15 protein-coding genes are annotated in these 22,725 nt (G+C 40.2%); 10 read left to right on the top strand and 5 right to left on the bottom strand.

Features of this window, described 5'->3' with window-relative positions; all coding sequences use genetic code 11:
- Window positions 1-92 precede the first annotated feature (92 nt).
- On the top strand, window positions 93-2,852 hold the full coding sequence (locus IE339_RS22385) for an S-layer homology domain-containing protein (RefSeq protein ID WP_242171879.1): 2,760 nt from the start codon (window positions 93-95) through the stop codon (window positions 2,850-2,852).
- Window positions 2,853-3,053: 201 nt separating this feature from the next.
- Window positions 3,054-6,599, top strand: coding sequence for a S8 family peptidase (locus IE339_RS22380; protein ID WP_242171877.1), 3,546 nt, complete (start codon window positions 3,054-3,056; stop codon window positions 6,597-6,599).
- Between the two features lie 44 nt (window positions 6,600-6,643).
- Here IE339_RS22380 and IE339_RS22375 read toward each other — a convergent pair whose 3' ends face one another.
- Window positions 6,644-7,369 carry a L,D-transpeptidase family protein gene (locus IE339_RS22375; protein WP_242171874.1) on the bottom strand — a complete coding sequence of 242 codons (726 nt, stop codon included), beginning with the start codon at window positions 7,367-7,369 and terminating at the stop codon, window positions 6,644-6,646.
- A gap of 232 nt (window positions 7,370-7,601) precedes the next feature.
- Between IE339_RS22375 and IE339_RS22370 the strand changes: the two genes are divergently transcribed.
- The gene (locus tag IE339_RS22370; RefSeq protein WP_242171871.1) at window positions 7,602-8,732 is read left to right on the top strand and encodes an S-layer homology domain-containing protein; all 1,131 of its coding nucleotides are present in this window, start codon (window positions 7,602-7,604) and stop codon (window positions 8,730-8,732) included.
- A 510-nt stretch (window positions 8,733-9,242) separates the two neighbouring features.
- On the opposite strand, the gene IE339_RS22365 is transcribed toward IE339_RS22370, so the two are convergent.
- A complete protein-coding gene (locus IE339_RS22365; protein ID WP_242171867.1) occupies window positions 9,243-10,151 on the bottom strand; it encodes an accessory Sec system S-layer assembly protein in 909 nt (302 codons plus the stop codon).
- Window positions 10,152-10,174: 23 nt separating this feature from the next.
- Window positions 10,175-12,535, bottom strand: a complete 2,361-nt coding sequence (gene secA2 / locus IE339_RS22360) for an accessory Sec system translocase SecA2 (RefSeq protein ID WP_242171862.1) — start codon at window positions 12,533-12,535, stop codon at window positions 10,175-10,177.
- A 405-nt stretch (window positions 12,536-12,940) separates the two neighbouring features.
- Between secA2 and IE339_RS22355 the strand changes: the two genes are divergently transcribed.
- Complete coding sequence (locus IE339_RS22355; protein WP_053403643.1) at window positions 12,941-13,996, top strand: glycosyltransferase family 4 protein; 1,056 nt, start codon at window positions 12,941-12,943, stop codon at window positions 13,994-13,996.
- 89 nt (window positions 13,997-14,085) lie between these two features.
- Here IE339_RS22355 and IE339_RS22350 read toward each other — a convergent pair whose 3' ends face one another.
- Together IE339_RS22350 and IE339_RS22345 are read right to left on the bottom strand one after the other, a co-directional pair.
- Window positions 14,086-15,096 (bottom strand): LCP family protein, encoded by a 1,011-nt coding sequence (locus tag IE339_RS22350; protein ID WP_242171855.1) that lies wholly within the window; start codon window positions 15,094-15,096, stop codon window positions 14,086-14,088.
- 378 nt (window positions 15,097-15,474) lie between these two features.
- On the bottom strand, window positions 15,475-16,110 hold the full coding sequence (locus IE339_RS22345) for a YigZ family protein (protein ID WP_242171852.1): 636 nt from the start codon (window positions 16,108-16,110) through the stop codon (window positions 15,475-15,477).
- Between the two features lie 442 nt (window positions 16,111-16,552).
- Here IE339_RS22345 and IE339_RS22340 point away from each other — a divergent pair, with 442 nt between their 5' ends.
- The 6 genes from IE339_RS22340 (at window position 16,553) to IE339_RS22315 (ending at window position 22,496) form a co-directional block, all read left to right on the top strand.
- Complete coding sequence (locus IE339_RS22340) at window positions 16,553-17,707, top strand: sensor histidine kinase (RefSeq protein WP_053403640.1); 1,155 nt, start codon at window positions 16,553-16,555, stop codon at window positions 17,705-17,707.
- Between the two features lie 52 nt (window positions 17,708-17,759).
- Window positions 17,760-18,443 (top strand): response regulator, encoded by a 684-nt coding sequence (locus IE339_RS22335; RefSeq protein ID WP_053403639.1) that lies wholly within the window; start codon window positions 17,760-17,762, stop codon window positions 18,441-18,443.
- A 217-nt stretch (window positions 18,444-18,660) separates the two neighbouring features.
- Window positions 18,661-20,778: a hypothetical protein gene (locus IE339_RS22330; RefSeq protein ID WP_242171850.1), complete on the top strand. Its 2,118-nt coding sequence runs from the start codon at window positions 18,661-18,663 to the stop codon at window positions 20,776-20,778.
- Entirely contained in the window at window positions 20,775-21,026 is a 252-nt protein-coding gene (locus tag IE339_RS22325; protein ID WP_053403637.1) for an EscU/YscU/HrcU family type III secretion system export apparatus switch protein, read from the top strand. The genes IE339_RS22330 and IE339_RS22325 overlap by 4 nt, the downstream gene beginning before the upstream one ends.
- Window positions 21,023-21,472, top strand: a complete 450-nt coding sequence (locus tag IE339_RS22320; protein ID WP_315907082.1) for a YaaR family protein — start codon at window positions 21,023-21,025, stop codon at window positions 21,470-21,472. Before IE339_RS22325 ends, IE339_RS22320 begins: the two co-directional genes overlap by 4 nt.
- Before the next feature lie 181 nt (window positions 21,473-21,653).
- Window positions 21,654-22,496, top strand: a complete 843-nt coding sequence (locus IE339_RS22315; RefSeq protein ID WP_242171849.1) for a DegV family protein — start codon at window positions 21,654-21,656, stop codon at window positions 22,494-22,496.
- Window positions 22,497-22,725 lie beyond the last annotated feature (229 nt).

Raw genomic sequence — 22,725 nt, 5'->3', positions numbered from 1 at the left:
TTACGTCATTCGACAAAAGTTATAATTATATGGTAAAACTTATATTAGATGTAATTTACTATAATAATAGAAACATATTGGGAGGGTCTTTTTTGCGTTTGAAAAGGCAAGGTTGGGTTTGGTTAGGTTGTGCTGTTGTGTCGTTGCAAGCGTGTTTTGTGGGATTAGCGCCAGAAGCTCAGGCAGCGGTTCCTTCGAACATGCAGGTGTCTCCAGGGGTTACTTATACCCAGAAACAAAGTACCATTAATTCCTATCCTCAAACGGTTCGTGCACTGGAAATCAACACGCAGGATACGTACACAGGAATTGATGTGAGTGTGCCATCACCGCTAAATAAAGTAGTGACGACGTCCAAGCAAGCGATCGCGGATAGTCGTGATGGACATCGTGTCGTTGGAGCAGTTAATGGTGGCTTTTTTGATATGGTTGGTTCGCGCCTGCCGATGTATTTGATTTCGTATAATAATCAAATTGTGAATTCAGGTATTATCGCAAGCAGTAAGCAGGATTATGTGAATATTCCGGTCGCGTTTGGAATGACGAAGGATAATAAACCGCAAATTGATTCGTTTAACCTTCAGATGGCATATACGCATAATGGAACGAAATATGATATTACAGGTATTAATAAAATCCGAAACTATGATGATCTCATTTTATATACGCCTGAGTACGGAACGGCGACAAATTCCAATAAATTCGGATTGGAGGTTGTGTTAACAGGCGCTTCAAAAAATAAAAACTTGTCATTTGGTGACACGATTACAGCAACTGTGCAAAAACAGCTTGTTTACGGAGAGTCAGCTGCTATTCCAGCAGATGGACTTGTTTTATCAGCAAACGGTACAAGCATGCCGCAGCTTAAAAACTTAAAGCCCGGAGACAACGTATCCATCTCTCTAGGAATCGATGATAAGTGGAAAAACTCTAAGTTTATGCTTGCGAGTGGTCCTATGCTTGTGAATAACGGCAAAGTGGACGTTAGCATGGATTTAACGAGTGACCGTGCCACACAGCGTACTGCACGTACAGCGGTCGCAATTGATAAAACGATGACAAAGGTTTTCTTTGTAACGGTTGATTCAAGACAAACCGATAGTAAGGGTATGTCCATGAAAGAGTTTGCGCAATATTTGGTCAATATGGGTGCGTATAAGGCGCTTAACTTTGACGGCGGTGGCTCAACAGCAATGGTTGTTCGTAACAACGGGGATTTAAATGCTGCGCTTGTTAACAAGCCATCAGATGGCCATGAGCGCGCTGTTTCTACGACTCTTCAAGTCATTTCGTCTGCACCTGTTGGACAGCCGAGCGTTTTATCGGCAAATGTGAGCGCTTCTGCAAAGGTAGCAGTAGGGGCAACTGTGAATGCGAAGCTTAATTACGTATTAGATCAGTACTATAGCCCGTTAAGCATCGATAATACGAAGTTCTCCGTTGTATCAAACGCATGGGGAACAGGTAGCGGCCAGATGTTTACGGCGCAAAAAGCGGGTTCCGGCTATATCACAGTTGCATACGGAAATGCGACAAAGAATTTGCCAATCACCATTGTTGATCAGGTAGACAAACTAGCTGTTTCGCCTGCTTCTATTACGATGACAACGCCTAAAAATCAAACGCTGAGCGTAAAAGCGTATGATGAAAGTGGAAAAGAAATCATCTTTAATCCACAGACGATTACATGGAACGTATCAAACAATCTTGGAACAGTTTCAAAAGACGGTGTTTTCCAACCGAGTGGTACAGAAGGTAGCGGAGAAATTACCGCAACATACGGAAATACGGTGACAAAAATTCCGGTTACCATTGGAACGCCTGCACTACCGAGCAAGCCAGTTGTGCTCGACGCGTTTGAATCTATAGCAGGGTGGACAACACAAAACACTCGTGCGGCGTCAACGCTGTCTCTTAGCACATCACCGTCTCCAAATATGGAAGGAAAGAGCTCCGCTCATTTACACTATGATTTCGATGCCGCTCAAAACGGGACAGCCGCTTCTTATCTCGTACCAGCCGCTCCGTTAAAAATAGAGCAGTCACCACAGCAGCTTGGCATGTGGGTATATGGCGATGGCAATAAACATTGGCTACGTGGATCGCTTAGTGATCAGAGTGGACAAAGCTATACGGTGAACTTTACGGAAGCTGGCGGACTAGATTGGAAGGGATGGAAGTATGTAAAAGCTTCCGTACCAACAAGTATTACAGGACCTGTTCAGTTGCAACAGCTATACGTAACGGAACCAGAATCCTCTAAACAAGGCAGCGGTGACCTTTACTTTGATAAACTAAAAGCCATCTACGGAACGGATGATGAGCCTGTTATGCGTGATATTCCAACTTCTCACCCGTATGCAACAGCCATTCAACAATTAATGGCTGAAAATGTTATCGCAGGATACGATGATGGAGAGTTTAAGCCATCTAAAAATTTAACGCGTCTTGATGCGGCACTTTTACTTGTGCGTGCATTGAATCTTGATGTGACAAACGTAGGTGACGTGGAGTATACAGACGTTCCAAAAACATATCGTTTCTATCCATACATCGCAGCGATTACAAAAGCGGGCGTCATGAACGGAAAGGCAAACAGCTTATTTGATCCAAACAGTAACCTAAAACGTGCTGAAATGGCCGTTATTTTACAAAAAGCGTTTAAGCTTAGTGGTACAACGACAAATACGTTTAGCGACGTACGACCAGGAAGCTTTGGAGAAAGTGCAATTCAAGCTTTAATCGCCTCTAATATTACTGTCGGATACACGGACGGTACATTTAGACCAGGAGAATCAGTTACAAGAGGACAGTATAGCTTATTTTTATATCGTGCTCTTGTACAACATTAAGAGTGAAGGAAGACGTGGCGAGCGGCTACGTCTTTTTTGATTTGAAAATATTGTCGAAAAGATTTTTAGAATATTTTTACAAAAAATGAATCTTTTTGTTAACCTCTTACGTCATATAGTGGACAGATTCCGTTTTACATATTTTTCTAACTTCGTTGTTTTGGAGTCTTATACTATTGGTCGTAATAGGGGGAAGATGAAATGAAGCGTTTCGTAAAACAATGGGTTGCATTAGGTGTCACAACAAGTTTAATTGGAGCGAGCTTTATGCCAGGTGTTTCAACTGCAAAAGAAAAAGAGAAGCTGTTGGAACCAAAGAAGGTAAGCATTTCAGCTCTAAAAAAACAGGCAGAGAAGCTTGGTTTAAATACAAAGAAAAGCCAAGTTCCTTTAAGTGCGGATACCCTTGTCATTAAATATGATCGCCCGTTGTCAGCCGCTGACCATGCCCGTGCAGGTGCAATGGTCATTAAGCAAATATCAAGCTTAAAATATGCGGTTGTTAAAGTGAAGAAAAAAGGTGATATGAACAACGTACTAAAAGCTTATCAAAAAAATTCAAAAGTTATTTCAGCAAGTCCAAGCGTTAATTATGAGCAATTTGGAACAGTAGACCCAAAAGCAAGTAAACAATATCATCTCTCATTGCTAGAAATTGCAAAGGCTCAAAAATTAGCAGGGAAAAATAAGGTGAAAGTAGCAGTGATTGATTCGGGAGTGGACCCAAATCATCCTGAATTAAAGGGGTCACTGCTTCCAGCATACAATGCAGTAAACCCAATGAATCAAGCGTCTCCACACTTCCATGCTACCCACGTAGCGGGAATTATTGCAGGCGAAAAAGATAATGGTGTAGGTGGTTATGGTGTTAATCCAAACGCAAATATTCTTCCGATTGACGTATTTGATGGGGGAATGGGGGCATCCGATTACGTTATTGCAGAAGGTATTTTATATGCTGTAGAGCATGGTGCAAAAGTTATCAACATGAGTTTAGGTTCTTCGTATCCATCGCCTTTACTAAAAGAGGCGATTAAAACAGCGATTGATAAAAACGTTACAGTAGTAGCATCATCTGGAAACGATGGCATGAACCAACGAGATTATCCGGCTTCTTTTGAAGGGGTTATTAGCGTTGGTTCTACAAATAAAGACAATAAGCTATCATCTTATTCAAACTATGGTGCATCCGTTGATTTAGTAGCACCAGGTGAAGATGTTTATTCATCTATTTATTATGAGGGAAAATCAACGTTTGCTAATTTAAGCGGAACTTCCATGTCATCACCAGTTGTGGCTGGTGCTGCATCACTATTACTTTCTAAATATCCAAATTTAACTCCAGCGCAAGTCGAGTATGTGTTAGAACATACGGCAAAAGATCTGGGGGCAAAAGGTTACGATACGAAGTTTGGGAACGGACTTGTAAATCCACTAGGAGCTTTACAGTATGATGTGACGAAAATCCCTGCTTCTGTTCAAAATCCGAAGACAGAGCAGCAAATTTTAGCGGCAGCAAAGCAAGTGGAGCTAAAAGATGAGCTGGTACAAGACGGAGCTCTTACTAAACCAAACGAAGAGCAGTGGATTAAGTTTGATGTCAAAAAAGGCGAATATATTCAAACCGCTCTTGCTGGTTCTGATAACTACGATTATAAATACAAGATTCATCTCTATTCAAAAGACGGTAATGACGTACAAGAAGTTGATAAAGTCCAGGACGGAAAAGCGGAAGGGAAGCTATATAAAGTCCCTGCTGACGGAGTGTTAGCCATTGGTGTAAAAGATACAAATGGAAACTATGATAATTCTGGAGCCAAGAAGTCAGCGTATAAATTGTCTCTACAGCGCTTAGCAGAAGTTCCAGAAGATAATATCTCTCTTAAAAATCCAGTTGAAGTAGGAGCACTTCCATACAATTCAGCAGATAAGAAGTTAACGTTTAGTGGCATTAATGGAGATAGCGACTTCTTTAAAGTGAAAGTAGACGAGCCTCAGGTTGTCAAAGTAAAGCTGTCCGGTGTAGCTGGGGTCGATTCAAGTATTCGAGTGTACGCAGCTGATCAACTTTTTGTATCTTCTGATGATGAGAATGCACCACCAATCTTTATGGATGAGAGCAAATTAGACGATAAAGTAGAACCAATGTTTGCAGCCAATACAAATGGATACAGTGAGGGAGAAACATTAGCTTTTGAGGCTATCCCAGGTGTTGACTATTATATTCGTACAACAAATGAAAGCTATCCTTCTTATGGCTATATAATATTTAATTCTTTAACGAGCTTCGATATGATGTTTGAAGATGCGACTCCTCAGGAATCAGCTCTTCCTTACGAAGTATCCATTGATAGTAAAGTACTACCAGAAGATGAAGATGGACTACCAATTCAACGAGAAACACCAGAGGATGGTCTGGCAAAAGGAAACCTTACTGTTAGCGAGTATGCTGGGCAAAAAGCACAGGAAACAAAATCTGTTGTGGAAGCTCAGTCTGATTCGGCAGAAGGAGAAGCTAGTGACGACGTAGATCAAGTGCTAGAAGATATTAAAGCTAGAGCACTTCCGTACAAGTTAGGTGAAACAAACGCAGAGGGTTATATCCAAAGCTTAGAAGATGAAGATTGGTTTGCGATTACGCCAGAGCGTACGGCTATTTATGATTTTACTTTTAACAAAGACGGAAACGTTCCAATGTTTGAGGTTTATAAGCTTGGAAAGTACAAGGGTGAAAATGGAAAAACGTATGAAACGTTAGAACCTGTAATTTCTAATCTAGAATTTGGATGGTTTTCCGATACGTTTAAGGATCAAGTTAGTGTGGGACTTCGTAAAGGAGAGAAATACTTTGCAGTTGCCCGAACACCTTACGGAAATCCAAGTTTGTCATTTGATCCATATAAGATATCCTCTAAGCTGTTAGTAGATAATCCAGAAGATAAGTATGAAGATAACGATACGCCTGAACAAGCAAAAACAGTATCTGAAGGGACCATTACAGGGAACTTTGGGTTACCAAATGACATGGATTTTTATTACGTAAATGCTAAGCAAACAGGCATAAGCGGCGTCTTTTATAAGCAACAGGAACTGACAAAGGAATTAGCAGCCAAGTATCCATCAAGTCTTTTAAATCAGGCGTATGGAGTTCCAATCATTATTGAAGACACGAACAATAATCATAAGCTAGACAATGACGAGATGGATAAAATACGTTATGTGGAAAGACTTAGCTTAAATGGATCTATTTATGGATCTTTCCCAACGAAGAAAGGTAAAAATTACTTTGTAGGTCTTTTACCTGTTATTGATAGTTCTACCCAAGCAAGTTTGATTCCATATAATTTTACAATCGCAAACGTGTCAACGAAGGATGAGGATGCAGGATCGGTTGTGAAAAATAATGTTCCATCTAAGCCGCTATCATTAAAATCTGAAGCACCTGGTTTATGGACGGCGAAAGGCCATTTAAATGCAGGGGTTGTGCGCGGTGATCAAGATTGGTATGTACTTGATTTGAAGAAAGCAGCCAAAGGAACCATTACATTTGATGTTGGTGATGAAATTGATGGCGTCGTATCCTTATATAAAGATGGTAAGCTAATTGCGACATCCAATCACTATTTAGAAGGTGATGCGGAGGTCATTCCCTTTAACTTAGGAAAAGGCAAATACCATATGGAAGTAAAAGACGTAAACGGAAATTCAACCATCAATCCTTATAAGCTAAGTGTGAAGTTTCAATAATCATGAACATCCCCCTACGTAACATGCAGTAGGGGGATGCTTAATTAAGATAGAACAGACAGCAAGTTTGATTTTTCTGCTATAACAATTGCAGGGTGCTTTTCCGCTTCTAGTTTGTAAAGAAGAGGGAGAAAATCTCGTTCAGGCATGCTGACACACCCAGCCGTATGGGTGGTCGTTTGATTTGTTAGATGCATAAAAATAGCGCTTCCTTTGCCTGGAATAATAGGAGCTTCATTATAGTTTACAACGATTCCATACTTATAAAGAGGATGATTCATTCGCTCAAATGATGACCATCGTTTTTCAGGGTTGCCGTTTTCATGTACCCACGTATTGTAATCAGGTGATTCCACATCATCTACCCAATAATCGTGAGGTGATGTTTGGCGATAAGGAATGTGTAAGTCTGTCACCTCGTGATGACCAAATGCGGTTCCAAGAGAAAACACACCGATTGGTGACTTTCCATCGCCTTCTTGCTTTTTCGTAGTCATTCCGTGTTTCCCAATCAAAACGGAGATAGGCTTCATCACGCGTTTCCAGCTTCCATCACGCTTTTCAAGAAATACAAGCGTTGCGTTAGACGTATGATCACTCTCAGCTGTTACGATCAAAAGCTGTTCTGCTTTTTGTAGGACCGATAGAGTAGAGTCATTAATCTGCTGCTCCACCTTTTTTTGCTGACGAATGCGCTTAGACAAGAATAAGCTTGTCACAACAGACAGAAAGCTACCAAGTAAAGCTCCGATAATCCACTTCTTTTTCATCGATTGCACCTCGTTCATGTCGTAGTATACGTTCTTATTTTACATCACTATCAGAACATTTTGTTAACATTTGTCCATCTTATACGTTAGGCATATAGTCAGAATATAACTAGTAAAATCAGTTATTTAATTCCGTTATCTTCTAATTAATGGTGATTAAATACCTATATATACTTTCTTGGTAAAATATTAAAATGGAGGTATAACGTGAGAATAGGAGAGTTTAAAAAACATGAAAAAACTAGGTGTTACAGCCGCTTTGACAGTGATGCTTTCAAGTCAAATGATGATGTCCGCACATGCAGATACACTATTTAAAGATATTCAAAATTCAGGAATGAAAACTCAGATTGAAGCCTTAGCAAAAGCGGGAGCTATTTCAGGCTATAGCGACGGAACGTTTCATCCAAAAGAAAACGTGACGCGTCTACAGTTTGCAAAAATGCTTTCTCTGGCGATGAACTATCACTTAGATGCTGGAGCTGCCAAAAACTTTAAAGACGTTCCAACGGCCTATAAACCGTATGTAGGAGCTCTTTTAGATGAAGGTGTTACAGCAGGTGTAACGGCTACAACGTATAATTCAACTGCGTATATTACGCGTCAGGACATGGCTACGATGTTTGTTCGTGCAATGGGATTAGAGGATTATGCGATTCTGTTTGACTTTGATTCGAAATTTAAAGACTACAACGTCATTGCAGGACGTTCACAGGCTCAAGTCGCTTTCCTAGAAAACATTGGCTTCCTGTCTGGATCAAATGGAAAATTTAATCCGGGTGGTCCGTCTACAAGGGAAGCGGTCGCGAAGTTTATTTATCAAATGAAGTTTGAAGAAAACAAGTTCATGGAGCGTGCGCTCAATTTATTTGCGCAAAACTTCTACTATGATGTTGTCAAAGTAGATTTAATTAATAGCGATGAAATTCAGCTTTATTACAAAGATGGAACATCTGAAATGTGGGATGTATCATTTATGCTAGAGGATATTGCTTCTACTAGTACGTATGATAGCTTTGCTGCGCTTGATGGAAGTGATTGGGTAACCTTTAATTCTTCTGATAAAAAAGAAATTGCAGGATTTATCGTAGAGTATTGGGACAGTGCGTATAGCTACTTTAACTATTACGGAAAAGGGGACTACGACCAAGTCGCTTCTCAAGTAATTCAGAAGCTGAATACGTTCTACAGCACATCTGCTAATCGAAACACAGATGTTGTAACGGCTGCTGAAAAAGTAGGCATTCAAAATGGTATCATTAAAGAAATTACAACTTCTGGTATTAGTAAAGCGAAAATATCGGCTGCTTCCGTACATATGGAGAAACCGATGCATCAAGCGTCAATTCGTCGCCCTAAATAAAGAATACGAAAAGCCCTCATGAGTCATTCGTGAGGGCTTTTTGCTGTCTGAAAAAACATGGCTAAAATCCTTTATTTTACATAAAATAATTAGGTATATATGTTCAATACTTTTTTATTAGTTTTTTTATATATTGTGACTTAATTAGAATATTTTTCTTCTATTAATTAATTTAGGTAAAATATATAATATTTTCATATTTTTTATTTGTAGAAATTGGTTCATGTGTTACAATACTTAATGTAATACAAACTCCTGTTTTGTTTTACATTTTGGCAAGCGAAGGTTGGTTTGTAGGCCAGGAAAGATGCTTTATGGATTCCATAGAGCATCTTTTTTGCTTTTTATCCAATTTTTGTATATATAAAAAGAAGATTTACTAATAAAATAGTAATAGTTCAATAGATTTAAGTCAAACGAAGATAAAAGTGAAGGAGACTGTATAGGTCTATTTGCATTATTTTTTGTAGTGATAAGAAAAGCGGCTGATCACATGATCAACCGCTTTTTTTATTCTTCGTTCTGAATCGGCATAACTCTCCAACGAGTGAAATCAACTTCTTCTTTTAGCAGTAACTGTTTTGGAAAGATAAACGTCCAAGGTTTTGTGGTATTCGCTTTGATTTCGAAATCATCTAATTCAAAGCTACCTTTTGCCACTATATCTCCACTAGCATCTTCAATTTGAAGTGGTAGTTGTTGAATTTGAATGTTGCGGTCACTACCGTTACGAATTAAGACCGTTACGTGGAGATCAAAGTTTTCGTTTGGATCGGCTTGAAGGCCAAAAAAGTTTACTTCACCGGGCTGCGGCGGCTCTAATGACTCCACAATTTGATGAAGCTTTTGTTGCTCTTCCTCAGGTAAAGCTGTTTTCCAGCTTTCAGGCAAATCGAGCGAATGAACAGATTCTTTTTTAAGTTCAAATGCAAGTTTCCATCCTTCAAGAGGAATTTCTCTTGCTAGAAGGGAGGCCGGTTCGAATAAAAAGGCTGCCGGTCGACTACTTTTAGCAGGTAATTCTCCAAGAGTGGATAGATCAAATTCTTTTCTTGCTAGTACTTGTCCATCGGGTCCAATTAATAACAATACCGTATTTTCAAATTGGATTGCCTTTGGTAGGGAGCTTCTAATAAATGCCATCACCTGTAGGTAATTGTCTTCCATTTTTAACTCAATTCCAGATAGTGAAATCTGATTTGGTTTTAATGGAGGAAGCTCATTGTTTAAATATTGATAAACATACTTATCTTCTGACTCTAACGTCCAAGAAGGATCTAGAGAAAGAGCTGTATAGACATCTTCATCAGAGTTTGTTTCTTCTGCAGCTTCATTTAAAAGCTCCTCAGAGGAGACGGCCGTTTCTTCACCTGTTTTTTCTACTTTTCCATCACGCCATTTTTTCAGAAAAGATAACATGGTTTGGTTGCCCCTTTCTATTGTTAGCTTTGTGTTTGATAAATTTGTTCAAGCAAGCCTGCAAATTGAAATGCCACGCTTTTCTCGTATTGACCATACATTCGTTGGAAAATCGCTAACCCTTCATTTTGATACAATCGCATTGGATCTTCTTGCTGATACTGACGAAGTCCAATTCCTTCTTTCAAGCGATTCATATCTTCTAAGTGACGTGTCCATGAACTATCAAGAAGAATAAGCATTGTTTGACGCATTGTTGTCTGTACCGTTTCGTCTTCTTCATAAGGAGCGATGGCTTCCTTATAGGCTTTGACTGCTTCTTTAATCGTTTCTTCAATTTCATGGCGCTCATCTGCTGTATCTGGAAGGTCCACTTTAGGTAAGGCAATGAGTTTGTTTACTTCCTCATTTAATTCTTTTAATGACCATGCGTCTGGTGGCAATTCCTCAGAGCAGTGTAGATCAATTTCTTCTTTCACTGCATTTTCAATCATAGGGAGAATTAGCTCAATGCTATTTGCTCCTTCAAGTAGATTGTTTCTTAGTTTGTACACGACGTTTCGCTGTTCGTTAATCACGTCATCAAGTTTGAGGTTATACTCGCGAAGAGAGAAGTTAGATCCTTCGACAATTCGCTGCGTACGTTCAACGAAATCTTGAATTTTCGCGTTTGATACAACACCATCTTCATTCGTTTTAATCGAAGGAAGCATTTTTTCCAGTTCTTCGTGTGCGAAGCGGCGGAACATGTCGTCTTCAAGTGAGATGAAGAACTGACTTGATCCCGGGTCACCTTGACGTCCGGCGCGGCCTTTTAATTGATCGTCAATACGGCGGCTTTCATGGCGCTCTGTCCCAATAACATGTAGACCACCTAATTCTGCTACGCCTTCACCAAGCATGATATCAGTTCCACGTCCAGCCATATTTGTGGCGATGGTAATATGAGCACGCTGTCCAGCTTGTGAGATAAGGTCTACTTCTTGCTCCACGCTTTTTGCGTTTAATAGCTCAAAGGAAAGCTTTTCTTTTGTAAGATATTCAGCAATCTTTTCAGACTGTAGAATAGAGGTTGTTCCAATCAAAACAGGCTGTCCTTTGTGATGACGAGACTTTACCTCTTTTACAACCGCTGTGTATTTTGCATCAATGGTTTTAAAAACAAGGTCTGACATGTCCTCACGAACTTTTGGTTTGTTCGTTGGAATTTGAATAGCTAGCATGTTGTAAATTTGCTGAAATTCTTTTTCCTCTGTTCTTGCTGTCCCCGTCATGCCTGAAAGGCGAGGGTACATACGGAAGTAGTTTTGGATCGTGATCGATGCCTGCGTTTTATTCTCATCCGTAATTTCTACCCCTTCTTTTGCTTCAATCGCTTGATGAAGTCCGTCACTTAAGTTACGTCCATCCATAATACGACCTGTAAACATGTCCACGAGCATAATTTTATTATCTTTAACAATATAATCAACATCTCGTTCAAACATGACATGAGCACGTACGGCTTGAATCATATAGTGATACAGCGTTTGGTGTTCTAGTTCGTATAGATTGTCGATGCCAAAAGCTCGTTCTACTTTTTCAATTCCTTCATCTGTTAAGCTTGTTGCTTTTGTTTCAGGATCAAAATTATAGTCCACATCATTTTCAAAGCGTTTGGCTACACTCGCAGCGATACGGTGCAAGCTCGTGCTTGAACTCATCTTTCCTGCGATGATGAGAGGTGTTTTTGCTTCATCAATTAGGACGCTATCCACTTCATCAATAATAGCGAAGTGATAGGGACGCTGAATTCGCTGAGATGGATCACCGACCATGTTGTCACGAAGGTAGTCGAAACCGAATTCAGTTCCCACTCCGTATGTGATATCTGCTAAATAAGCAGCCTTTTTATCGTCAGGTTCCATCTGTGGCAAGTTCAAGCCAACCGTTAGTCCAAGGAATTCATGAATCTTTCCGATGGTTTCGCAGTCACGCGTTGCCAAATAGTCATTCACGGTAATAACATGGACACCTTTGCCTTCTAAGGCAAGCAGATAACTAGGGAGAGACGCGACAAGCGTTTTTCCTTCTCCAGTTGCCATTTCGGAAATATTTCCTTCCGTTAGAACAAGGCCGCCGATAAGCTGTACGTCATAGTGACGCATGCCGTGGATACGTTTTGCTGCTTCGCGCACTACGGCAAACGCTTCGACTTTAATATCATTAATGGTTTGGCCATTTTGTAATTTTTCTTTAAATGTGATGGTTTTTGCTTGTAATTCTTGATCAGATAAAGCTTCCATCGTAGGCTCTAGAGCATTAATTTGCTCGACTAATTTCCAGTATGGTTTTAAACGACGATCGTTCGTTTCTTTCCATGATTTTCTAAATAAAGATAACATATTCTCGATGCTCTCCTTCATTAATTTCCTAACTTAGTATATCATGTAAAATCATATAAAAAAATGGCAATTAATTCTACTATTATGGTATATTAGTTAAAATATAACAACATAAGATAAAAAACGTCAGCATCTTTAAAAAAGATGTTTGTTTTTAGGTGAAAAAGGGGGTATAGACTAGTACGTACATCATCTTTTTTGAGCTGCTTTAATCCTTCCTACTTCTATCATTCTACAAAAATTACAAAAAAGATATTTTAACGATATGTACATATGTGATATAATCCATTCTGTGAAATTCTAACTTTTTTAACAGTATGTTTTTCGTGAGCTTTAAAAAAATATTGTAATTTAATGATGCAATTTATCCTGGAATGGTTATTCTAAATAATAAGGAGGGTCTATATGGATTATATGACCTTGTTGATTTGCTTTATAGCCTCCGTACTCGTAACGCCTCTTGTCAAAAAGCTCGCCTTTAAAATAGGAGCAACAGACAAACCGAACAATCGAAAAGTACATCAAAAAATCATGCCTCGTTTAGGCGGATTAGCGATATATATCAGTTTTTTAATTGGTTACTTTATCCTGACTCCAAATAGCCAATATGTGAAGGTAGATGCGATGTTAATCGGTAGTACCATCATCATCATTACCGGTGTGCTAGACGATATGATCGAGCTTTCAGCGAAGATCAAATTGTTAGGTCAAGTGCTAGCAGCTGGGATCGTTGTTGTATATGGCGGCGTACAAGTGGATTTTGTTAACTTGCCTTTTGGCGGTACACTTGAATTTGGTTTTCTAAGCATTCCATTGACAATGCTTTGGATTATCGGAATTACAAATGCCATTAACTTAATTGACGGTTTAGATGGATTAGCAGCAGGTGTGTCATCAATCGTACTCATTACCATTTCTGGTATGGCGATTATGAAAGGTGACATGTTCGTTGCAAGTATGGGAATGATCGTTCTCGGTGGAACATTAGGCTTCCTAGTGTACAACTTCCACCCGGCGAAAATTTTCATGGGAGACACTGGTGCTCTTTTCTTAGGGTATATGATCTCCGTCTTGTCACTGCTAGGGTTCAAAAACGTTACGATTATTTCTTTCATCGTTCCTGTTATTGTGCTTGGTGTACCGATTTCTGATACATTCTTTGCCATTATTCGACGCGTAGTGAATAAAAAACCACTATCTGCACCGGATAAATCACACTTACATCATTGTTTATTAAATCTTGGATATAGTCATCGCCAAACTGTGCTAATCATTTACGGCATGAGCGCAATATTTGGTTTAGCTGCTGTTATCTTCTCGAAAGTAACGATGTGGGGTTCATTCTTAGTATTAGCTATTTTAACCCTCGCCATCGAAATTATTGTAGAAAAGATCGGACTCGTTGGGAAGAACTATCGTCCAATATTGAATATGGTACGTGTGTTCAAGTTGCGAAATTGAAAAAAGCCCCAGAGCTTAGCTCTGGGGCTTTTTTGTGAAGTCAATAAAAAAGCAAGCGGCTTTTTACCGCTTGCTGTTGAGTATTGATTTTATTGTTGTTCAGGCTCAAAAGTGGATCTTTGAACCTCCAAATGCTTGCTTAGCGTATCTGAAATGTCGTTTACGGACTCATCATTTAGTTTGTAATAGTAAATGCCGTTAATCGTATCATCGTCACCTTTAATCGTGAAGTTCTCAATGTTAATATTGGAGCCTTCTGCTGCGTAATCATAGAACGATAACAATTCACCAAACGTTAAGTTCGTCTTCATATTGTTTCCAACTGCTTCAATTAGGTCTCCGTATTTACCGATGGAGCTAATGTTTGCGGCTTTTGAAATCATGGCTTTCATAATTTCCTGTTGACGCTGTCCGCGGTAGATATCACTGTCTTGTTTGCGTGTACGGGCAACAGCGAGCGCTTCTTCCCCGTTCAGCACTTGTTTTCCTTTTTCCAACACGATGGCGTTATGCTTATCATGTGAATTTTTCTCGACCATATCATACGGAACATCGAATTCAATGCCGTCAAGGGCGGTCACAATTTCAATGAATGCTTTAAAGTTTATTTTTACGTAGTAGTCAACCGGTACGTGAAACAGGTTTTCGACTGTATCAATCGTTCCAGCTGTTCCACCTGAGACGTATGCGTGATTGATCTTCGTTCGACGATCCTCTTTTGGAATGTACACGCGAGCGTCACGCGGGATACTAACCATTTTAACGGATTTATCTTTTTTATTAAATGTTGCCAAAATTAAGGCATCGGTTCTCGTATTGTTTCCAAACTTTCGAGAGTCGCTATCATCGACACCCATAAACAAAATAGAGAAGTTGTCTTTCTTCGGGTCAACCTGCTTATCACGAAGTGGTGATTTGTGTCGATCACCGACTGCTTCGAATGAGTCGTTCACGACGGATTTTGCTTTGGCAAACAAATAGGAGCCATAAGCAGTGGCACTTAAACCAACAAGTAAGATCGGTAATGCAAACAGAAGAAACAGTCTCTTTCTGCGCTTTCGCTTGTTTACTTTCTTCTGATATCGCTTAAATTCAGGCATACAAGTTCTCCTTTATACAATTTTCGGTAGTTTGACCTTTTACAAAATATACAGAATTGCATGTCGCGCGCTTTTTCCTTCCAAACATCTCTTTGTTTTGTCATTTGAAAGATATTACGCGGTTTTGAATAAGTGACAGAGAAAAGCATCTTCAAACTTAATCGGCTACAAACCCCACTTTTTTTAAAAAAAGTGGGGAGTAGCGCAGAGCATTTACCACAGAGTGGTTTAAGTATGTATGAAAAAGATTTTCTTTTTTCATCGCTTTATTTTTATGATATCGTCTCTATTCATTCATTGTCAAAAATCTTTACAGAAGCACTGCACGTCGCGATGCTAAATTACATTGTACATAATTTTTTCTCATTCGTAAATCATTCATTTTACGTCTTGTTCAAGGTAGGTTTGCTTGCCTTTTTCAATGGTTGCTTGGCCGTTTGTTAGATCTGTCATCCAAGCTGTGAATGCCTCTGTTTCAGCATCTTCGACATAGGTTTCAATTTCGACTGCGTCTGCATAGTGAATCTCTTTTACGTCGTAAACGGAGGAACGAAGCTCGTTTTCAAGCTTGCCAAGCCACGTATAATCCACTTTTGTATGCATAACTCGCATAAGCGTTCGTTTTACGATGCCGATGGCCTGAAGACCTTCAGAAACAGAGCCACCATATGCTCGAACGAGTCCGCCTCCGCCGAGCTTAATGCCACCGAAATAGCGTGTTACAACGACAACCGTGTCTTTTAGACCTTTCTTTTTTAGCACTTCTAGCATCGGTACACCAGCCGTGCCGCTCGGTTCACCGTCATCATTTGCTTTTTGGAACTGATCGTTCTCTCCAATCAAGTAGGCAGAACAGTTATGTGTGGCGTCACGATGCTTTTTCTTGATCTCTTGAATAAATTCCTGTGCCTCTTGTTCAGTAGTTGCCCGTTTTGCATGACAAATAAAACGTGATTTTTGAATAACGATTTCATGTTCTCCGTATTCTTTTACGGTATAATAGTGAGGTAACATTAGGAAAGCCTCCTTCAATTTGTGAGTTATATTTTGGGAAATGTGGGTATATAGTAGATGTCAAATTCTCTATTCTGACAGACATCCGTATTTTAAACAAGAGGTTGTTCTCTCTGGAACGCACACTGGTTTAGCCTCAGAATGTTGAACAGGATAGTGAATCGGTTTCGCAATGTTATGTCGATTTTTAACGAATCCTGTAACCTTTCTTTATTATAAAGCGTCTATTATACATGCTGCAAATAACGACATTAGCGCTGAGTTCATTTTTCATGCTAGTTGGGGAAGCGATTTGTACATGATAAGGTAAAGGAAACCTTTTTTTCAAAAAATAGTGGATCTATCCTTATAAAGACAGCTCTTCACACGAAAGGTATAAGGACACTCTGTGTGTATACCACTGAATGAGTTTTCAGCAAGCAACCTTGCATGAGGTGACAGTATGGCAAAAAAACGATTAACAGGCGAATCGCTTGATTTAATTTTAGACAATATTATTCAAACCGTAGATGACAGCAAAGGTGAAATCTACTTAATTGCAGAAGACGCAAGACAAGAGTATGAACGAATTAAGAAGGAACTAGATGACCTAAAACAGCAGGTATTATCAACGATTGCTGAAGGGGAGAAGCTAGAGCTTCACGCAAGACTGGCTCGTAGACGTCTGTCTGAAGTAAGTCGTCATTTTAAAATCTACTCTGAGCCTGAAGTGCGCGACGCGTATGAAAAGGCGCATGAGTTACAAACGAAGCTTTTAATGAATCAACAAAATGAACAGCAGCTGAGACAACGTCGGGACGAGTTAGAGAGACGATTAAAAGCTCTGTCTGAAACGATTCAGCGCGCCGATCATCTCGCTGGTCAAATTACGGTCGTATTAAATTACCTAAACAGTGATTTGAAGCAGGTCGGAGAGATCGTTGAGGACGCGATTGAAAAAGAATACTTTGGATTCCGCATTATTGAAGCGCAGGAGGAAGAGAGAAAACGACTTTCTCGTGAAATTCATGATGGTCCTGCTCAAATGTTGGCGAACGTTATGCTTCGCTCAGAGCTTGTAGAACGTGTATATCGCGAACGAAGCCCTGAGGAAGCCCTACAAGAAATTCGGGATTTGCGAAAAATGGTAAGATCTGCTCTTTATGAAGTGCGTCGAATCATATATGATTTAAGACCGATGGCACTGGATGATTTAGGCCTAATTCCCACATTACGCAAATATCTAGCCACAATTGAGGAGTACAACAACGGAAATCCGCGAATAACGTTTATTTCCATTGGACAAGAAGTCCGAATTCCTTCAAAATTGGAGGTAGCATTATTTCGCCTTGTCCAAGAATCCGTGACTAATGCACTAAAGCATGCAGAAGCTTCGGAAATACAGGTTAAGATTGAAATTTCCAAAAACCATGTTATTCTTTTAGTGAAGGACGATGGAAAAGGATTTAAAATCGAACAAAAGAAGGAAGATTCCTTCGGATTAATCGGAATGAAAGAACGAGTTGATTTATTAGATGGAAAAATCAATATCAACTCTCGTGAAGGCAAAGGCACAACCATTTTAATTCAGGTGGCCTTGTCACAAACATTAGAATGAAAATGAGTAGTTAAATACATGAGGTGTAGGTTGTGTTGGGGAGGAGTAACGCATGAAAACGAATATTGTTATAATTGATGATCATCAATTATTCCGTGAAGGTGTAAAACGAATTCTAGATTTTGAACAAGATTTTGAAGTCGTAGCAGAAGGTGACGACGGTTCAGAAGCTCTTCAATTAGTAGCAGAGCATAACCCTGATGTAGTCATTATGGATATTAATATGCCATCTGTGAACGGTGTAGAAGCAACGAAGCAATTAGTAGAAGATAATCCTGAAACAAAGGTTATTATCTTATCGATCCACGATGACGAAACATACGTGACGCACGCTCTTCAAACGGGAGCACGTGGTTACCTATTAAAAGAAATGGATGCAGATGCGCTGATTGAAGCAGTTAAAGTTGTCGCAGAGGGTGGTTCTTATTTACATCCGAAAGTAACGCATAGTCTTGTAAAAGAATATCGTCGCTTAGCACAACAAGGTCAGTCTTCAGCAGTTGGGTTCGAAGAAGTTGAAATTCGTCGCCCACTACATCTACTAACTCGTCGTGAGTGTGAAGTTCTTCAATTACTAGCAGACGGTAAAAGTAACCGTGGTATCGGAGAATCATTATACATTAGTGAAAAAACGGTTAAGAACCATGTAAGTAACATTCTTCAAAAAATGAACGTAAACGATCGTACGCAGGCTGTAGTAGTTGCGATTAAAAACGGTTGGGTAGAAGTTCGATAAAAATAGGAAAAGCCGGGCTCTGTTGAGTCTGGCTTTTTTTCTATGTTTATTTATTACCCGATTGGAAATGGAATAAGCATGAAAAACTGCCGCTCCTAAAAATCCGCACTTTTTACCTACCTACTTATGCACGAATTTCTCCTTCTCTCATATAATTTTCTCAAAACCATCCGATAGTAAAAAGGACGAATTCGAACGAACCTGGAGTGTGGTAGCAGTGCAAATTCAACCGAACTTTGGTAATTATGGGCTTCCATCTGGAAAAGGGGACCCTCTCATTCAAGTAGGAGACACCGTAAAAGTAAACATCCAGAAAGTGCTCAGTGACAATGAAGCCATCGTCTCGCTAAACGGACAGGCTGTGAAAATAACCATCGATGGAGATCTTAAAAATCAAACAAACGTTTATTTAAAGATAACGGATATCCCGGCAGAAGGGCAGTGGAAGGGAACGATCGTAGAAGCACCCGCTGAAAAGTCTTTTCCCCCAAACCTGCTTCAGAACGTACTTGAAGGAGGTAGTTCAAAGGACATTCAGCAGCTCCTTTCTACGTTAAAAAAGGCTGGCTATCCGATTAATGAAACAACTCTTCGGAAGGTAGCAGCATTACTATCTCAAACGAACGGAACGCCAAAAGAAAAAATAGAAGCACTGGGTATGATGCTTGATAAAAAATACCCGCTTGAAAATCGATTTTTCCAGCCGATTATGGCTGCGCTTTTCGGAAAAGAGACACCAAAGATCGGCACTGATTCTATGATGTTCCCTGAGATTGAAAACCTAATCGAAAAGGCGATAAATGAAGCATTAAAAGGAAATGAAAAACAGAATCTTGAAGTGAACTCTAGTACTCCTAAAAAAGAAGAATCATCAAAAGCAAGAAATAGGGATGAGTCTATTGATATAAAGTCAGCGCACCCGTCTACGAACAGCACCAAGTTAGAAACACCGCGCAAGGTACAACCAGAACCACCCCTCTCGCATAGTAATAAAAGAGAGAACGCTATTCAAATGAAAGCTGTAGAACAGTTAGCTCCTACTCTTTTGAAAAGCGACGAAGTAACATTCAAGAACAGTGAGGAAAAATCTCTCTCGACAAACGCTGTTTCTGCTCAACCCGGTGATCTAAATCATACGATTCCTGCAAATTCACAATCAGAGAGGATCATTGAATCTGACTCTTTAACCGACGGCGTGAGGCCCACCTCTGATTTAGAAACGATGAGTGTTGCACAGAATTCTATCTTAAATTCAATTCCACCACTTTCAGCCGAAACAAAGAATGTCATTGTAACGTTTATCTCAAAGGAGCTTCAAGAGGCAACGAAGCAGTTTTCGAGTATGAAGCGCTCCGTTGAGGCAAGTCTTCAGCATATCGAACAGAAGCTTCCAGCCGCATCGCCAGAGCAGGCGAAAAAATGGCTCGATACGACGATTAAAAAGCTTGATCAGACGCTTATGAAGAGTGACTTTATGCTGTATGCGGATATGAAGACAGAAAAGAATGTGTTAGAAACGAGCACGCTTTTGCAACAGGCGAAAAAGCAAATTTCGCTTGGGAACACAGCTGAGGCGAGCAAGATCGTCCAACAAGTAAAACAGCTCATCACATCAGCTGACTACAAGCCTTCTCAAGTCAAAATGGTGCACCTTGTGCAAGATCGACTGCTAACAAAAAATGAGAGTCATAGACCTGTTCTTACTCAAGATTCCGCGACTCCGCGACAAGTGTACGAAACTCTTCGGAAAACGGGTCTTCAAGACGAACGTGAGCTTTGGCAACGTGCGGTTTTAAAGCAAGGAAGTGCAGTACAGCAGAGCGTAAAGCAGGCATTGCTTTCAAGTACTTCTGAGGCTAGTGTAAAAGCAGTCACACAAGCTGAACAGGCGGTTCAGCATATTACCGGTCAGCAGCTTTTAAGTAAGCAGGATCAGGGTGGAAACATGCAGAGCTTGTTTTTTCAACTACCGGTTTTACTGCAAGCAGAAGCACAGGATATGAAAATTTTTATTCAATCGCAAAAAAATGAAGGGACAATTGACTGGCAAAATTGTAGTATGTATGTAGAGTTCGAAACAGCGAAGCTTGGTCGAATGGGCATTTTGTTAACGATTCAAGACAGAGATGCTACGCTTACCTTAAAGCATGATCAACCAGATCTACTCGAAAAAGCCACTGGGTTAGCCGAGCAAATGAAAAAGGGACTGGGGTACTTGGGACTTCGTATTACAAGCGTTCAGCAGCAAGCGTTTCAATCAGTAGATGAGGATGTAAAGAAAGAACAATCGACTTCTGTTCGTGAAACGAAGGAAGGGTTTGATTATCTTATATGAATTATTCAAAAAATGGACAGTCGCAAAACAAATCGGTGGATGATTCACTAGCAGCAGAAGCCGCGTCTAAGCAGGTGCTCCGATTTGCAGAGGAACACAAAGTGGCCATTCAGCGTGATCCGCTCTTGATGAAAGAGTTACTGCAAGTCGATCTAGGAGAGCGTGTCCCGCCCCAACTTTATGCGGTAATTGCCGAGCTGTTTGCGTTTATTCACCAAGTGGAAAACAGTGACGAGAAAACGGAGTGAGTGATGATATGGAAGTTCAGCGCGTAAATCGACCTTCTCTTCAAGCCTCAAAGCTTCAAGGGAAGGAGCTAACGGATTCCGTTGGTTTTACAGAGGTGTTAGGAAAGAAAAAACAGGAAGTGACGTACGAGCGCCTGCAGCGAATGATGGAAGACCTGAACGTACAAGGCGAGGTGCTTGCCAAAAATCATACGGTCGACGCACTGCGTAAATATAAGAAGCTCGTGAAGGAGTTTATGGACGAAGCGGTCAATAATGGTCTTGAATTGAATCAACAACGAGATTTTAATCATCAGGGCGCTTTTTCTACTTATAAAACCGTTCGAGCCGTTGATCAAAAGCTAACAGAATTGACCAATGAGGTTCTGAATAAGGAAAAAGATCATTTAGCCATCCTGCAAAAGATTGGTGAGGTACAGGGGCTACTTGTAAATATTTATACGTGAGAAAGTGGCGGCCGCTCACTTTCTTTTTTTGTGGAGTCGCTTCGCTTAAGGAGGAATAATGCAAAGGCTAGGGAAATATTGTACAATAGGAAAAGTGATTACAAGGACAAGGCGAGCATGAGAATGTGAGCCTGACTGAAATAAAGATCTTTTTACAAAAATAAAAGGATGGAATAAACCTATGAAAACAGCCATTATTACAGATAGTACAGCCTATATTTCGAAAGAAGAACGTGAAAAATGGAATATCCGCATGATCCCATTGAGCGTCATCATCAATGGCGAAACCTATCGTGAAGACATAGATTTAGAAGCAGAGGAATTCTTTGAATTAGTTCGCGAACATAAAGCTCTTCCTACCACATCACAGCCACCGATTGGTCAATTCGTTGAGTTGTTCGAAGAGCTATCAAAAGACTATGACGCTGCGATTGTGATTACACTTTCAAGCGGCATCAGCGGTACATATCAAAACGTTGTCGCAGCAGGCAATATGGTAGAAGGTATTGACGTACGTGCCTTTGATTCTGAGATTAGCTGTATGGTACAAGGTTTTTACGCAATTGAAGGAGCGAAAATGGCACAGGAAGAGCGTGATGTGAATGACATTATGGCTCGTCTTGATGAAATGATGCCATCTGTTCGTGCCTACTTTATGGTCGATGACCTCGGACACTTACAGCGCGGCGGTCGTTTGTCAGCCACGCAGGCTATTATGGGAAGCCTTCTACAAATCAAACCACTTCTTCACTTCGTCGATAAAAAAATCGTTCCATTTGAAAAAATCCGCACGCGTAAAAAAGCGCTAAAGCGCATTTACGATCTGCTTGGTGAAGACGTGAAAGCAAAAGGTCCGATCCGTGCCGTCATTATTCACGCCAATCGTCCGCACGAAGCAGAGGAAATTCTACAAGAGCTACAGCAGCAATTCCCAACTGTCGAATTCAGCACCTCCTATTTCGGAGCTGTAATCGGTACACACCTAGGCGAAGGTGCAATCGGAATCGGCTGGTATGAAAAATAAATGATGAAACCACCTTGCATCGTGCGGGGTGGTTTTTTAGTTGGTAGATAAAAAGGGTGGGGGGGAAATGAATGGATCGATTAAATTTGGGAGTCTATTGGTCGAATGCGTGAATTAATCGATTGAATTGAGAGTCTATCGGTTAAATAAGCGAATTAATCGATCGAATCGGTAATCTCGGCGGTGACAGCGGTAAATTACTGCTACTGCCCCAACTTGTCGTATAATA

The organism is Priestia koreensis, from assembly GCF_022646885.1.
GTDB lineage: Bacteria > Bacillota > Bacilli > Bacillales > Bacillaceae_H > Bacillus_AG > Bacillus_AG koreensis_A.
The sequence above is the reverse complement of the archived record's forward strand: the minus strand, read 5'-3'. Positions and strand labels throughout refer to the sequence as shown.

Excerpts from the sequence above, each read along its gene's own strand:
- IE339_RS22340 (WP_053403640.1), top strand. The coding sequence starts at position 16,553 with ATGGCAAAAAAACGATTAACAGGCGAATCGCTTGATTTAATTTTAGAC.
- IE339_RS22380 (WP_242171877.1), top strand. The coding sequence starts at position 3,054 with ATGAAGCGTTTCGTAAAACAATGGGTTGCATTAGGTGTCACAACAAGT.
- IE339_RS22375 (WP_242171874.1), bottom strand. The coding sequence starts at position 7,369 with ATGAAAAAGAAGTGGATTATCGGAGCTTTACTTGGTAGCTTTCTGTCT.
- IE339_RS22325 (WP_053403637.1), top strand. The coding sequence starts at position 20,775 with ATGAATTATTCAAAAAATGGACAGTCGCAAAACAAATCGGTGGATGAT.
- IE339_RS22350 (WP_242171855.1), bottom strand. The coding sequence starts at position 15,096 with ATGCCTGAATTTAAGCGATATCAGAAGAAAGTAAACAAGCGAAAGCGC.
- IE339_RS22365 (WP_242171867.1), bottom strand. The coding sequence starts at position 10,151 with ATGTTATCTTTTCTGAAAAAATGGCGTGATGGAAAAGTAGAAAAAACA.
- IE339_RS22370 (WP_242171871.1), top strand. The coding sequence starts at position 7,602 with ATGAAAAAACTAGGTGTTACAGCCGCTTTGACAGTGATGCTTTCAAGT.
- IE339_RS22345 (WP_242171852.1), bottom strand. The coding sequence starts at position 16,110 with ATGTTACCTCACTATTATACCGTAAAAGAATACGGAGAACATGAAATC.
- IE339_RS22355 (WP_053403643.1), top strand. The coding sequence starts at position 12,941 with ATGGATTATATGACCTTGTTGATTTGCTTTATAGCCTCCGTACTCGTA.
- IE339_RS22315 (WP_242171849.1), top strand. The coding sequence starts at position 21,654 with ATGAAAACAGCCATTATTACAGATAGTACAGCCTATATTTCGAAAGAA.
- secA2 (WP_242171862.1), bottom strand. The coding sequence starts at position 12,535 with ATGTTATCTTTATTTAGAAAATCATGGAAAGAAACGAACGATCGTCGT.
- IE339_RS22335 (WP_053403639.1), top strand. The coding sequence starts at position 17,760 with ATGAAAACGAATATTGTTATAATTGATGATCATCAATTATTCCGTGAA.